Origin of the sequence: Pseudomonas sp. MF6755, assembly GCF_016405635.1 — a bacterium.
Lineage (GTDB): Bacteria > Pseudomonadota > Gammaproteobacteria > Pseudomonadales > Pseudomonadaceae > Aquipseudomonas > Aquipseudomonas haemolytica.
Window position 1 is genome coordinate 319,707 of record NZ_JAEKDA010000001.1, and the last position, 14,970, is coordinate 334,676.

A 14,970-nucleotide genomic window follows, 5' to 3' on the forward strand; every position below is an offset into this window, starting at 1 on the left:
ACTTTTTAACAGGTGGTGTCTGTCGGCTTGCTGAACTGCTCTCGTAGCCACAAAAAAGCCCGCTGACCGTTACCGGTTCAGCGGGCTTTTTCGTGGGTGTTGCTTACAGCGCCAGGTCAGACGCCGGCTTGCTCGGCTCAGCCGCAGGCTTGGCAGCCTCGGTAGCCTTTGGAGCGGTCAACTGCGGAATCGCAGGCGGTGGGGTCAGTTGCAGGATACCGGCGGTGTAGGCCCATTCCTTGGCAACAGCCTCAGGGCTGTCGTTCAGCTTGGTGCCGTAGCTTGGCACGATCTGGTGCAGTTTTTCCTGCCAGGCTGGGCTTGCCACCTTGTCCTTGAACACTTTCTGCAGCACGGTCAGCATGATCGGAGCCGCGGTGGACGCGCCTGGCGATGCACCCAACAGGCCAGCGATGCTGTTGTCGGCGGAGCTGACCACTTCGGTACCGAGTTTCAGCACGCCGCCCTGCTCTTCATCACGCTTGATGATCTGCACGCGCTGGCCGGCTTGCCACAGGCGCCAGTCGGATTGCTTGGCGTTCGGGAAGTACTCTTGCAGCGCCTTGAAGCGGTCGTCATCCGACAGCATCAGTTGGCCGGCGAGGTACTCGACCAGAGGGTATTCACGAATACCGACTTTGGTCATTGGCCAGATGTTGTGGGTGGTGGTGCTGGTCAGCAGGTCCAGGTACGAGCCTTCTTTCAGGAACTTGGTCGAGAAGGTCGCGAATGGGCCAAACAGGATCACGCGCTTGCCATCCAGCACGCGGGTGTCCAGGTGCGGAACCGACATCGGTGGCGAACCCACCGAAGCCTTGCCGTAGGCCTTGGCCAGGTGTTGTTCGGCGATGGTTGGGTTATCGGTCACCAGGAACGACCCCCCTACCGGGAAGCCAGCGTATTCCTTGGCTTCAGGAATGCCCGACTTTTGCAGCAAGTGCAGGGCACCGCCGCCGGCACCGATGAACACGAACTTGGCGTCGGTTTCAGTCTTGGTGCCGTCCTTGAGGTTTTTGTAGCTCACACGCCACGAACCGTCGTCGTTGCGGGTGATGTCCTGCACTTCGCTCGACAGTTTCAGGTCGAACTTCGGCGTGGTTTGCAGGTGAGCGACGAACTGGCGAGTGATCTCGCCGAAGTTCACGTCGGTGCCGATCGGGCTCCAGGTGGCCGCGATTTTCTGGTTCGGGTCACGCCCTTCCATCATCAGCGGAACCCACTTGGCGATCTGCGCCGGGTCTTCGGAGTACTGCATACCGGCGAACAGCGGGCTCGCTTGCAGGGCTTCGTAGCGTTTTTTCAGGAACTTGATGTTGTCATCGCCCCACACAAAGCTCATGTGCGGAGTGGAGTTGATGAACGAACGCGGGTTCTTCAACACACCCTGCTGGACCTGCCAGGACCAGAACTGACGGGAGATCTGGAATGCTTCGTTGATCTCGACCGCTTTGGGGATCTCAACGTTGCCGTTCTTGTCTTCCGGGGTGTAGTTCAGCTCGGCCAGGGCCGAGTGACCGGTACCGGCATTGTTCCAGCCGTTGGAGCTTTCTTCGGCCACGCCATCGAGGCGCTCGACCATCTCCATGGACCAGTCCGGTTCCAGCTCATTGAGCCAGACACCCAGGGTCGCACTCATGATGCCGCCGCCGATCAGCAGCACATCGACTTTCTTTGCCTCTTCCGCGTGAACGGACGTGATCCCCATCGACAAAGCCAGCCCCAGCAGGGCAGTGTTTACTTTTTTAAACATCAGTAGCACCTATGATAAAACGCCATCCGCCCCACCGCCCCTGGTCATGAGCGACCCTCGATCACGCTACGTCAGGCAACGTACCGCGGGGTCTGCACATTCACATAAGGACTGCAGGGTGGGCACACAAGGCCGATTGATCGACCTCACTGTTATGTCCCTTCTGCGCTGACTTCTTATCATTATTGGCTTCAGCTACCTGGGCGACAGCCAACCGCTGGGACGTATACGGGTGTACGCACCATGGAAAGACTAGACCAAGACGGCGCGCAGAATATCACGCTGAACGGCGTTTATGCGCCGTTTGGCCAATTGACAGCCCTAAATCGCGGGTTTTAATGCCCCCGTGTCAAGCCTGGCAGGCGCGACCTGCGGTCACAGGCCTGGAACTCTCGCGCAAATGGCGGTTCTAGACACCTTCGTCGCCGTTTGCGTAGCATCGGCGACTGTCCTTCGTGCACGCCACCCCAACAGAGTTACCCATGACTATCCAGCAAACACCCGGGCACGTACTGCCCGTGCGCAGCGCCGCCAAAATGGAAGCAGCCATGGCCGTGGGCGCCTTCGCGATCGGCACCGGCGAATTCGCCATCATGGGCCTGATGCCCGACATCGCCCAGAACCTGGGTTTGAGCGAACCCCAGGTCGGCCACGCCATCAGCGCCTACGCCCTGGGCGTGATGGTCGGTGCCCCGCTGCTGGCCATCCTCGGCGCCAAGCTGCTACGCAAACACATGCTGCTGTTGCTGATGGGCCTGTATGCCCTCGGCAACTTCGCCACCGCCTTCACCCCGACCTTCGGCTCGCTGGTGGCCTTCCGCTTTATCAGCGGCCTGCCCCACGGCGCCTACTTCGGCATCGCCGCCGTGGTTGCCTCCAGCATGGTGCCCAACGACAAACGCGCCGGCGCCGTAGCGCGCGTAATGATGGGCCTGACCCTGGCCATGCTGCTCGGCAACCCCATCGCCACTTTCCTCGGCCAACACCTGGGCTGGCGGTCGGCGTTCGCCCTGGTCAGCGTGATCGCCCTCATCACCATCGCCCTGGTCTGGCAGTTCGTACCCCACCGCCACGACGAACAACGCAGCGACCCACGCAAGGAACTGCGCGCCTTCACCAAACCCCAGGTGTGGATGGCGCTGTCCATCGGCGCGATAGGTTTTGCCGGGATGTTCTGCGTATTCAGCTACCTCGCGCCGACCATGCTCGAAGTGACCAGAGTCTCGCCACAGTGGATTCCGTTCGGCCTGGCCGCATTTGGCGTCGGCGGCATCATCGGCAATATCGCCGGCGGCAAGCTGTTCGATCGCATGCAATTTCGGGCGGTGGGCTTGATCTTGGTGTGGTCGATGGCCGTGTTGTTGTTCTTCCCCTTCGCCGCATCGTCGCTGTGGGGCGTGCTGCTGAGCATGGGGTTGGTGGGCACCATGGTCGCGTTGGCGGCACCGTTGCAGATTCGCCTGATGGATATTGCACATGAAGCGCCGAGCTTGGCGGCGGCGTCGAATCATGCGGCGTTTAACCTGGCGAATGCACTGGGGCCGTGGTTTGGCGGGATGGCCATCACTGCCGGCCTGGGCTGGACCAGCACCGGCTACATCGGCGCCGCTACGGCACTGGTGGGCTTGGGCCTTTACCTGATCGCCCGGCGCATGAAAGGCGGTCACTAACGCCACAAGTTTTGCGCCGATCATAAATCCAATGTGGGAGGGGGCTTGCTCCCGATTGCAGTGGGTCAGTCAACACACCACAGACTGACCCACCACCTCATCAATCATCATGCAACAACCCCGAACCATAGTCCCCATAACTACTCCCCAGCCCGTTGCCACCGAAATTTAGCTTGGTGGCTTTGTTGGGGCTGTGGTCACCGAATGCCTGGCATCCACCTGAAAAGCACGGGTCACTGCTCACGGCTGGTGAGGATGAACAAGCACTCAACATCAACGTACCGGTGATCATCACAACTTTGACGAGGTTCGAGACCATGGTTTCAGCTTCCTGTGGGCTGGAGGCGTAGAGGCCTCTCTTGTTGGGATCGTAGACCTCAAAGGTGCAGCGGATTATGAAACTTTGCAGCGGGACAGGATGAGTTCAGGTTGCCGCCTTGGGGTAAGGCGGCGGGGCTGATTGTCAGGCTTTGACTGAGGCCGCTACAGGCGCAACTTGTTCCTGGGCTCGGTCAACAAGCAGCGAGCTCAACTCGATTAACTGCTGAATGCCCAGGGCGATGGCGCGTTGGGAGTCGTCGAGATCGAAAGCCAAGGTAGCGGCCATTTCGTTGGCGGATGCGAGATTTTCGGCGGCGTTGGCCAGGAGGGTGTCGGGGTCGATGGTTGGGTTTACGAGGTATAGGTTGTTGCTTGGACGTTCGGCGGGCGCAGCGTCGTAGGTGTGATCTTGTACATGGCGAAGCTCCTTAACTATTCAGGAACTACCAATCTCACTTCCACATGAGAGGTGGCAGCTGTACGCAGGTGTGGAAGACCAGGGCTAAGGACCCGGCGCACCGAGGTGCCCTGAGTACCGAATACTCCGTGCATCCAAGAAAGGAGAGGACTGTTACTGATCAACGGGATCAGTCCCTGAGCTTCGTAGTCCAATTAAGAACTTTTAAACAAACTCCACAAAAACGCCACCAGACCACCCGCCGTGGCAATCGCCGCCAGCCAACTGAGCATCGGCAAGCCCGCCCACACTGGCCCCACTGCAGCGATCTGCGGACCGAAGGTAATCACCAAGGCGCTGATCAGCAACGCTAAGGACAGCCTTGTGGAGGCCAGGCGCAATGAGCGCTCCAGACGCTCTAGCCCAGGCAGATCCATGCGCACTTCCAGGACTCCGTGCTTGAGCCGGTTGACTAGAAGTCGCGCCAGTTGCGGCAACTCACCCAACAGGCCGCGTCCCAATTCAAGGCCATCGAGGCCCAGGCGCTTAGTCATCCTCCAACTCAATTGCTCCCGGAGCATTTTGACGATGGCCGGCTTGGCTGTGGCGATAAGGTCTAATTCCGGGTCCAGACGCGTCAGCACACCATCGGCAGTCACCAGTGCCTTGAACAGCACCAACAAATCAGGCGGTAAGAGCAATTGGTGCTCGCGCATCAAATCAAGAAAGTCTTCAATGAGCGCACTCATGTTCAATGCCTTGCCACCATGGCGCGCAATGTATTCGCGAGCGGCCTGTTCAATGGCGGGTACGTTCTGCACACCATTGCCGCTCCAGTCGATTAGCACAGTCACCAGCGCATCACTATTGTTCTCGGTCAATGCGCGCATGAAGCTCATCACCTCCAGGCGTCGGCGCTCATCGAGACGACCAACCATGCCAAAGTCGATAAAACCGACACGGTTACCACTCATGGCCTTGAGGTTGCCTGGGTGCGGATCACCATGGAACACACCGTCCTCCAAGAGCATTTTTATAAATGCACTTGCGCCACGGCTGGCCAGCAGGCTCGGGTCCAAGCCTTGCTCGATCAGAGCTTGGCGCTCCAGTGGGGTATAGCTGGGAAGGTATTCCTGTACAAGCAGCCGCTCGCTGCTATGGGCCCAATAAATACGCGGGATGACAATGTGCGGCTGCTGCGAAAAATTAGCCGCTACGGCGTCACAGTTAAGGCCTTCCTGAGTGAAATCCAGCTCTTCCAACATCGCTCGAGCCAGTTGTCGGACCATCTTGCGCGGTTGGTACTGCGCCAAAGCACCGTTGTCTTCAATCAGTAGGGCGACGCTTTCCAGCAGTTGCAGGTCGGCAGTCATTTTACGTCGCAACCCAGGACGCTGAATTTTGACCACCACGTCCTCACCACTGAGCAGGCGCGCGCGATAGACCTGGGCAATCGACGCTGCCGCAAGAGGAGTGGTATTGAACTCGGCGAACACCTGATCAAGCTCAGCACCAAGGTCTTCAAGAACCTGGCCTTGCAACTGCTCCCAAGTCAACGTTGCCGCGCCGCTGTGCAGGTTTTCGAGTTCTTCGATCCACAATGCCGGCAAGATGTCGCCGCGACTTGCAAGGATCTGCCCAAGCTTGACAAACGTTGGCCCCAACGCCTCCAATGCTCGCCTCACGCGCTGTGGGGTGCCCTCGTCAGTTGGTTGGCTGGCGACGGGCTCAGCCCCCCCCACCAGCCGTCCCAGGCCCAGACGGAATAGCACATCCTGAGCCCCGAAACTGGCGAGGACAGTAACAATTTCACGCACTCGTTGATGGTGCTTGAGTGCGGTCCAAGTCGATTCGAGCATAGCGGGTAGCCCCCAGGTTTTTCTATCGTGTCGTGCAAACAGCGAAATTCCAGCACTCGGTGCCTGGATGCACCTTTGGACACTCGCAGCTCATTTTCGATCAGTTGATTGACCGCTTGGGCTTTGAATTTTCGGGTAATACGGGGGGCTGCAAGGCAGCGTTCATTCGCGTTTGCCAGCCCAGAAGCTCGCATTAGCCACATGAGCTTTTCCGACTCCGAGTACGCCGGTACAGCGTCAGTGACATCGGCCATCGCCCTGTGTGGGAGCGTTGACCAAGCCGCTGGCGGTGGATGTGTTGGGGAGGCAGGTTTCTAGCGGTGTGCTGCTAGCTGCGCGCCGTCCTTATGAACCTCGAGCACTGCACGAACCGCCGTCTCTAGCGACCACCCAAAATATTACAATTATTTTTTACGGTTGTTGGTGCCTGGTCCGTCTCACTACCTAGAACGATAATTCTTCGTATTTAGGGGGAGGCGCCGATGTACCGTCCGCTGTATAGAGCTTCGCGCATAAAATTTTTGCCCGTAGCGCCGCTTACCATGCTGTGTGTGCTGATGTCCGACCTGGCGGCTGCCGATCCTCATCAGTTCAATATCACACCACAGCCCTTGGCAAGCGCGCTGAATCGCCTGGCCGCTCAGAGCGGTTTGCGGGTGATAGTGGATGGCTCGTTGGTATCGGGCAAGAACAGCCCCGGCGTAGTCGGCTCCAAAGAACCGGAGGCCGCACTGGCTGAAGTGTTGAGCGGCAGCGGCTTGACCTGGCGGCCTACCGCTGAGGGTAGCGTGACGCTGGAGAAGGCTGTTGAATCAGGCGGCGCCTTGCAGCTGGGTGAGACCGCAATCACCGCTCAGCAGTTGGGCGAGACCACCGAGAACAGCGGTTCCTACACGACGGGGGCCATGCAAACTGCCACCAAGCTGCCACTCACCTTGCGTGAAACGCCGCAGTCGGTCAGCGTGGTCACGCGCAAGCGCATGGACGACAAGGCCATGACCACCCTCAGCGATGTCGCCAAGAGTGCGCCGGGTGTATTTCTGAATACCTCCGGCGGCGCCGGGCGGCCCACGTTCAGCGCGCGTGGTTTCGACGTCGATACCATCTTGTACGACGGTTTCCCCACCAGTTTCCTCACCTACATACCCAGCAGCGAAGCCAACCTGGCGATGTATGACCGCGTCGAGATCGTTCGCGGTGCCACCGGCCTGGCTCAGGGCGCCGGCAGCCCCGCTGGCGCCATCAACTTGATACGCAAGCGCCCGACCCATAAGTTCCAGGCCACGCTCACCGGCAGTGCCGGTAGCTGGGACAATTACAGCAGCACCCTGGACGTCGGCGGCCCGCTCAATGACAGCGGCACCTTACGCGCCCGGACCGTGCTCTCAAAGCAGGACTCGAAAAGCTTTCGCGAGTCGGTCGAGAGTGATGCCGACCTGTACTACGGCGTAGTCGACGCCGACCTGACAGATACCACCACCCTGACGCTGGGTGCCTACCGGCAGAAGGACTACACCAACTACGTCTGGGGTGGGCTGCCTATGGCCCGCGGTGGCGGCCATCTAGGCCTGCCACGCGACACCTTTCTGGGCCATGACTATGAATACATGGACAACCGCACCACCGGTTATTTCGCGACCCTGGAGCATGGCTTCGCCAATGACTGGAAGCTGCGCATGGCCGCCATGCAGGCGACGACCAACACAGACGTGCTGGCCTCTTCCATCTGGGGGTACAACCGCCACTACCTGTGGACGCAAGCCATGGAGCAGAAGGAAAAAGGTTACGACCTGGCGCTCAGCGGCCCCTTCCAGCTACTGGGTATGGAACATGACTTCACCGTGGGCGCCAGCAAACGTCAGCTGGACTACCGCACCGGCAAGCTTTGGGAGCGTTTCATCGACAGTAACGTCGATCTCTTCGGGTGGGATCCACGGGGTCATACCAAGCCGGAGATCACCAAGGGGCGCACCCTGCGTCCCGAGACCACGACTCAGGACAGCTTCTATACCAGCACCCGCCTGCGCCTGACCGAGCCGTTGTCGCTGATTCTCGGCGGCCGCCTGGACTGGTACGAATTCGAAAGCCGGGAAACTCCCGAAAGCAACTACAAGGTCACGCGCAACCTGACCCGTTATGCCGGCCTGGTCTATGACCTGGATGCCAATCACTCGGTCTATGTGAGCTACACCGATATCTTCAAGCCGCAGACCGAAAAAGGCCTCGGCGGACAAGTGATCAAGCCTATCGAGGGTGAGAACTACGAGGTGGGCATCAAGGGCGAATACTTTGGTGGTGCGCTGAACGCCAGTGCCGCAATCTTCCAGATCGATCAGAACAACCGCGCCCAGGAACTGCCTGATGTCAAAGGCTGCGGTACCACCCCTGTCAGTTCGTGCTACCAGGCTTCCGGCCTGGTGCGCAGTCGAGGCATTGACCTGGAAGTCCAGGGCGCCCTAACCGAAAACTGGCAACTGGCCGGCGGGTACACCTACACCCAGACCAAATATGTCACCGATGCCGACACCTCCCTGGAAGGCCAGGACTTCAACCGCCGACTGCCGCGTCAGATGTTCAAGGTGTCCACGATCTACAACCTGTCCGGCGACCTGAACCGCTGGCGCATTGGCGGTGATCTCTACCAGCAGAGCCAGATCCGCACCTCGGGTGGCAGCGGTACCAGTGCATGGAAAAACCGGCAGGGCTCGTACACAGTCGCCGGCCTGGTGGCGGGCTACAAGGCCAACGAGCATCTGGATCTGCAGTTCAACGTAAACAACCTGTTCGACCGTAAGTACTACTCCAGCGTCGCCAATGGCGGCTATGAGCCTTACGACATCTACGGCGACCCACGCAATTTCAAGCTGACTGCCCGCTACAGCTTCTAAGCGGCAGCCCCTCGCTCGCGTCCAGGGATGGACGCGGGCAGGTCGCGCAGGCGGAAAACAGCCCCTTGCTGCGCATAGCAGGGGACAGATGTATTTAGCGAAATGCTCAATCCATGCAGGGTTTTAACCACGATATACGGCGCAATTATCTCCTTGAGATCTGAGGTGTTATCCAAACGACAAGATGTAGAAAATCATCTTCTAAAAACACTAGGAGTAAAAAACGTTGCCTGACCATTGAGAACGGTAGACTCCAGGTGTGATGCCTGACCACGATTTGAACGCACGGTGGAAGGTGTTTCCGTCCTCAAAACCCAACAGATACGCTACTTCAGCAACGCTGATTTGCGAACGGCTCAAGTAATGCTCGGCAAGTCTGCGCCTCGTCTCCACCAGCAACTTTTGATAGCTGCTGCCTTCAAGCTCCAGCGCACGCTGCAAGGAGCGTTTGCTCGTCGCTAGCCGTTGCGCGACCGCATCGATGTTCGCCTGGCCGCTTGGCAATAACTCAAGCAGCACCCCCTGCACACGCTTGCGTACGCTGGCCGCGGCGCCCAATTCACTTAAGCGCTTGTCCAGCAGCGGCTGAAAAAACACCCACATGGGTTGGTTCGCGGTCAGGAAAGGCCGCTTTGAATCACTGTCGCTAAACCTGATTGAAGGCTTGGGGCCCACCGTGACAGCGCAGCCGAAAAACGCTTCGTAAGGGCCGCAATCATCGGGCGGCGTCGGTAATTGCACACGTATTGGGCAGATCCGATGACGGGTTGCCAGGCGAGCCAGTTGAGTAAAAAACACAAGCTCCGTCATTACGGTGCTGGCAGGCCATGACGGCACACCCCTCGGAAACTCTACACTCACCGCCATGAAGGCCGCTTGCTGCTCAATGCGCAACACCAGAGGCCCTATCAGCGCTTTATAGCCGGCAAGTCGCCGCAGGGCGACCTCCAGGTTCGGGCTGCACAAGCTTGCAAATATGGGAGGGTCAAACGCTTCGGCGGTAATCGCTTTGCCTATGATCAATGGCAGTTCTTGCCCTTGGGTCAACTGCTCCAGTGCGAGCCAAAGCTGGTAATACTCTATCGGGTCCACGCTCGCATCTGGCCTGGCAAAAAGGTCATCGGGAAGCTTGGCAAGCCTCAGCACATCGGCAACGTTCGCACCGAGATCAGCAATGAGCAACGCCCACCCCGGATGCACCGAAAACTGCGTAGCAGGCCTCATAGGTCTCGCTCCTGTCACCGCACCATAGCTATCATTAGCTTGTCGTAAATCCGGTCACCCAGCCATTTGCGGATGGTCATCAGTGGCCGCGCATATTTACCCCCAACATAGCGTGTTTTGGGATGGGCGCTACGCACAGCCTTCAACACCAGGTCGACGATTACCTGGGGCTTGGACAGCGACCCGGGTTTATACGACTGCCGCGTGGCAGCGGCGACCTTTTGGGCCATGGCATGGTAAGCACCGTTTTCCGAGCGGCGAAGCATGGGTTCCAGCATGACAGCCCCAAACTCGGTGTCGATCGCGCCCGGTTCAATCAAGACCACGTTGATACCGAACTGTCGAAGCTCCAGGCGCAAACAATCCGACCATCCTTCCAGAGCATGTTTGGTGGCGTGATACCAACTGCCTAGCGGGGTGTAGACCTTGCCCCCCATGGAGGAGATATTGATGATGAGACCTTTGCCCTGGCTACGCATACCCGGCAGCAGGGCCTGCGTCAGTCGTGCAAGCCCGAACAGGTTCACCTCGAATTGGTAGCGGGCGTCATCGATCAGGGTGTCTTCCATCGCCCCGTATAATCCAAAGCCGGCATTATTCAGAAGCACATCTACCGTACCGTGCTGACTTTTAATGTGGGCAACGACTCGCTCCACATCCTGCTCGCTAGTGATATCCATCGCGAGTGTAATCGCCCCCAACCGGCGCAGTTCCGTCATCTGATCCACGCGCCGGGCGACGGCGTAAACGACCATGCCCTCCCCCAACAAAGCCTGCGCGAAAGCCTTCCCCATCCCGGAAGAAGCGCCCGTTACCAGTACTACTCGACTTGATTGCTTCATGGAACAAACCTGCGCCTGACTCGATGTGAGTGAAGGTTATCGCCAGGTCAGGAGAGAGGCATTGGTAAGACACGCCAGTTGGCATGCCAATGACGCCAACTCGAAGTCGTCGACACTAAAGCTCCGCTACTTCCCCCCACAAACAACCGACATCGGCCCCAACCAAACATAGGTGTAGTACGCGAACGCCTGTGAACTGTTCAAGTAATCTGGAGATGTCGGGGGTCAAACCGTATTATCTGACGAAATAGCGCCTTCGGATCCTTGGCATATTCCACACGCTGCACCGCTAAGTGCGAAGTGGTGAGAGACACGGCTCACGCCTCTCCCACACCCAAGATCCATCCCTGATGCACTGCACCCCATTCGCCTCATTGACTCAGATTCCCCAGGCCCCTACAAACCGCTCCCTCTCCCGCCGCTTTTCCGTCGCACCGCGGTAATAGCGGTAGCTAAGCAAGCCAACCAATTCTCGTATCCAGCTATGCCAACGTCCGCAGCCATTCCAGCAGGTCGGCCTGAGGGCTATCAGGCCGCAACGGCTCAGGGGATAACAGGCAGTAGCGTGAGCCATCCTCCACGAAATCCAATGGAGCAGTTAAGACACCCGTCTCCAAATCGTCTCGCACTAGATGCCACGGCCCGATTGCCACACCCAGGCCTGCCACAGAAGCCTGCAAGCTAAAATAGAAGTGCTCAAAGGTTTGCCCTGTCGTATCGGGTGGAGACTCGCCTACAGCTGACGCCCATTCATGCCAAGCACTTAGACGCGAGCGGGTATGCAGACGCGGTGCGGTCGCCTTAATCACGGTGCCCGTCTTCTTCTTGGTGAACCAAGCTGCTGCCTTATCGGAGCGGCAAACTGGTCCCACTTTTTCCGCGAAAAGAGGCTCGACGTGGTAGCTGTTGGGCCAAGGAAAATCATCACGCCGGATGGCGAGGTCGATACCGTTGGCGAAGCTGAACGGCCCCCCGCCAGCTACGAGGTGTACGTTGATGTCGGGGTGCCGAGCCTGGAAGGTTGACCAGCGTGGAACTAGCCATCGCATTAGCAGTGTCGGCTCACAAGACAGTACCCAGCGCCGCTCTTGTCGAGCACTGACACGTAGTTCGCTAATAGCCTGGCGCATCAGATCCATGCCTTTGCCGACAGCTTTCGCCAACTTGCAACCCGCATCGTTCAGGTACACACGCCTGCTCCGCCGATCGAACAACGGAATGCCAAGCTCGTCCTCCAGCAGACGTACAGCGCGACTGATCGCGCCCGGAGTCAGATGTAACTCCTCTGCTGCCCTGCTGAAATTCTCTAGGCGAGCCGCTGCTTCGAAGCAGCGCAATGCAATCAGCGAAGGCATGCGTGGTTGTGAGTCTGGCTCACCATTTCTATCAGGAATCATCGTTATCAACTAAGCATGGGGTTCAGTATTATCTCGTAAATCCTGCAATTATACAGAATACGACATGACCGAATTGTTAGCCGTAATCACGATAACCCTACTCGCCGTTATCAGCCCAGGCCCGGATTTTGCCATGGTATCGCGCAACAGCCTTATTCTCTCGCGGCGCGCTGGGGTACTGACAGCATTAGGCATAGGGTTGGGTGTCCTTGTGCATGTTACGTACACCCTCGTGGGCGTGGGTCTGGTAATTCAGCAATCACTCTGGCTATTCAATGCTATCAAGCTCATCGGGGCGGTCTACCTGGTTTATCTAGGCGTGAAGATGCTTCGATCCAAGCCCAGCCGTGTATCAGTCGACAGAGGCTTAGCATCGCTATCGGATCTAGCTGCAATGCGCACCGGCTTCCTGACCAACGTGCTAAATCCCAAGACCACCATCTTCATTATCAGTTTATTCATGCAGGTGGTTCGCCCTGATACGCCTTTGGCAGTACAGATAGGTTATGGGGCTATTATCTCAGTGGCGCATGTTGCGTGGTTCAGCCTAGTAGCGCTTTGCTTTTCCGCAGGCCCTGTACGGAATAGATTGCTGGCTGTGCGCCATTGGATCGACCGCGTGTTTGGCGGACTTCTGGTCGGGTTCGGTATTCTGCTGACAGTAGTAACCGGGCCGTCGCGTTTGTAATCTCGCACCTTGAAAGAATGTCTGCTTTTGGCCGATTGAGGGCTGTCGCAAAGGGCAGCAACCGGCCAAAAGCAGTCAGTGGGATCTATCTAAAAACTCGGGGTGACTCACGTTGACATTGTTGGCAGCAAAACTAGCCATTTATCACCTTAATTTACTACACTGCGCTGCCATACCCCCTCTAGAGGATGATGTAAAGTGACCACCTCGTTCGAAGAAATAGTTATTGAGCGATTTACAGAGGTGCACGTCGAAGGTGTAACAGCGCTCTACAACGAGCCAACGGTATGCCGTCAAGTACTTCAGATGCCTTATCAACCAAATGATATATGGCGAAGCCGTCTATCTGGCTGCGATGAACGTCGAGTCCAATTAGTGGCAGTCCACAAAGGCAAAGTCATCGGTAATATTGTGTTAGACCAGTATTCACGAATCCGACAAAGCCATGTCGGCTCAATCTATATGGGTGTCGCGCTAGCTTGGCACGGCAAAGGTGTAGGGAGCCAATTGATGGGGGCCGTTTTGGAGATTGCTGATAACTGGATGAATCTTCACCGGGTAGAGCTAACAGTCTACTCGGACAACAATGCCGCTAAATCCCTCTACCAAAAATTTGGATTTGAAGTTGAAGGGACATTGCGAAAGTATGCGGTTCGTGACGGTGTCTTTGTCGATGCACTTGCAATGGCTCGTCTACGTTAGTTCGAGAGCTTTTAGTGTTGTGTGACGTCCGTTTCTGGATGGTTATCATCTGTCTCTACGGTGCCGAGTCGCGCAGCTGTGTGTGCTGACGTTCGACGCCGCTGGAGCCATTTTGAAGGCACGGTTCTTTAATTTTACGACCGAGCTTTGCAAAAGACTCTGCTGCTATTGGGCCCACTCAATGGTGCTGATGAAATCAACTGTGGTTGAGTGGCATACGGCGAGACAATCTAGCACTTGGAAGTGTTGAATAACAACAGTACATAAGGGGCTTCGCCCGGCTCTTCGATGCGACTAACTGGCGTATCCGCTGGCACGACTGCCCGCCAAAATTTTAATCCGTTCATATTGTCAATCATGGTTGAAACTCGCCAGGCTCCTGCGTGTAATTTGAAGAGTGTACGCACCGCCGCTCTTCCGACTGAGTCGCCGCGATATGATTCTGCTACAAAAAACTCGGCCATCTCAAACAAGGGCGCATCGCTCAATGTTCTCACAAGAGCAAATCCAGCAACCTTGCCATTCACAAGAATAAAATAGGGGTGCCTCTCAGGCTCCTCCCAGTAAAGTGGGAGGTACGGATACGCTGTATCTACGCCCAGCTCATGTAAGTAATCGACCAGCATAGCGGTCAAAATTCCTTGCGAGTTCTTTGCCACAACGCTGACTTCAATATTCACTATTTACCCTTTAGTTATGATTAGCAGAGCAGTTTCCTGGAGAACAGAAGCACTCCCAGCTTACCCATTGAAGTCACAATGGATTTGCATGCTCTCTGTTTGGTTGTGATGAATACTGAAGCCGCACTGCTCAAGTTCTCCTTTGACGTGTTTAATAACAGCGAGGTGCTCCTCCGCTCTACGCTGTTGAAGACTCAACGATGTAAAGACTCCCAGGGGCAAGAATCGCAGTCTTTTTCCATTCAGAACGATTGACACATCTACATGAGAACCATCCACGTCATGCCCATTGGAGCCAAATATATCACCCACCTCGCTCTTTCGACTGGGGTAGCATGTGCAAAATAGCTTGATACCTAGCCATCTTGACATGTGCCTAAATATACCAAGCCTGCTACTTTTATTTTCATATCCACGAACGAGCAATAGCTTAACGGATGATGGAAGTTTTGACTGGACTTCAAGCAACTTAAGAAATACATTTTTTTCAATTAATACTTTAGAGGATGGCCAGCGAGGCGCAACCTTTAAACCTTGGGATTCCCCTTTAAA

12 protein-coding genes are annotated in these 14,970 nt (G+C 56.9%); 4 read left to right on the plus strand and 8 right to left on the minus strand.

The genetic code is table 11. The features are described 5' to 3' along the window. Positions 1–103: 103 nt before the first annotated feature. The gene (mqo, locus tag JFT66_RS01515; RefSeq protein WP_034118722.1) at positions 104–1,750 is read right to left on the minus strand and encodes a malate dehydrogenase (quinone); all 1,647 of its coding nucleotides are present in this window, start codon (positions 1,748–1,750) and stop codon (positions 104–106) included. 482 nt (positions 1,751–2,232) lie between these two features. Between mqo and JFT66_RS01520 the strand changes: the two genes are divergently transcribed. Further along, positions 2,233–3,420, plus strand: a complete 1,188-nt coding sequence (locus tag JFT66_RS01520; protein ID WP_034118721.1) for an MFS transporter — start codon at positions 2,233–2,235, stop codon at positions 3,418–3,420. Between the two features lie 100 nt (positions 3,421–3,520). Here the strand turns inward: JFT66_RS01520 and JFT66_RS29705 are convergent, their stop codons facing one another. From JFT66_RS29705 to JFT66_RS01525, 3 genes are all read right to left on the minus strand, one after another. Continuing rightward, entirely contained in the window at positions 3,521–3,739 is a 219-nt protein-coding gene (locus JFT66_RS29705; RefSeq protein WP_167524249.1) for a hypothetical protein, read from the minus strand. 144 nt (positions 3,740–3,883) lie between these two features. Then, positions 3,884–4,177: a DUF6124 family protein gene (locus JFT66_RS29710; RefSeq protein WP_332875110.1), complete on the minus strand. Its 294-nt coding sequence runs from the start codon at positions 4,175–4,177 to the stop codon at positions 3,884–3,886. A 176-nt stretch (positions 4,178–4,353) separates the two neighbouring features. Then, positions 4,354–5,997, minus strand: coding sequence for an ABC1 kinase family protein (locus tag JFT66_RS01525; protein ID WP_153870537.1), 1,644 nt, complete (start codon positions 5,995–5,997; stop codon positions 4,354–4,356). 557 nt (positions 5,998–6,554) lie between these two features. Here JFT66_RS01525 and JFT66_RS01530 point away from each other — a divergent pair. After that, positions 6,555–8,885, plus strand: coding sequence for a TonB-dependent siderophore receptor (locus JFT66_RS01530; protein WP_233096981.1), 2,331 nt, complete (start codon positions 6,555–6,557; stop codon positions 8,883–8,885). 210 nt (positions 8,886–9,095) lie between these two features. Here JFT66_RS01530 and JFT66_RS01535 read toward each other — a convergent pair whose 3' ends face one another. From JFT66_RS01535 to JFT66_RS01545, 3 genes are all read right to left on the minus strand, one after another. After that, the gene (locus JFT66_RS01535) at positions 9,096–10,109 is read right to left on the minus strand and encodes an AraC family transcriptional regulator (RefSeq protein WP_034118718.1); all 1,014 of its coding nucleotides are present in this window, start codon (positions 10,107–10,109) and stop codon (positions 9,096–9,098) included. 14 nt (positions 10,110–10,123) lie between these two features. Then, positions 10,124–10,951: an oxidoreductase gene (locus JFT66_RS01540; protein WP_034118717.1), complete on the minus strand. Its 828-nt coding sequence runs from the start codon at positions 10,949–10,951 to the stop codon at positions 10,124–10,126. Positions 10,952–11,433: 482 nt separating this feature from the next. Continuing rightward, positions 11,434–12,348, minus strand: a complete 915-nt coding sequence (locus JFT66_RS01545; RefSeq protein WP_198858638.1) for a LysR family transcriptional regulator — start codon at positions 12,346–12,348, stop codon at positions 11,434–11,436. A gap of 64 nt (positions 12,349–12,412) precedes the next feature. On the opposite strand from JFT66_RS01545, the gene JFT66_RS01550 reads away from it, so the two are divergent. Together JFT66_RS01550 and JFT66_RS01555 are read left to right on the plus strand one after the other, a co-directional pair. Then, entirely contained in the window at positions 12,413–13,036 is a 624-nt protein-coding gene (locus JFT66_RS01550; RefSeq protein WP_034118716.1) for a LysE family translocator, read from the plus strand. 198 nt (positions 13,037–13,234) lie between these two features. Further along, entirely contained in the window at positions 13,235–13,738 is a 504-nt protein-coding gene (locus JFT66_RS01555) for a GNAT family N-acetyltransferase (protein WP_198858639.1), read from the plus strand. A gap of 230 nt (positions 13,739–13,968) precedes the next feature. Here JFT66_RS01555 and JFT66_RS01560 read toward each other — a convergent pair whose 3' ends face one another. Then, a complete protein-coding gene (locus tag JFT66_RS01560) occupies positions 13,969–14,418 on the minus strand; it encodes a GNAT family N-acetyltransferase (RefSeq protein ID WP_198809589.1) in 450 nt (149 codons plus the stop codon). Between the last annotated feature and the right edge of the window lie 552 nt (positions 14,419–14,970).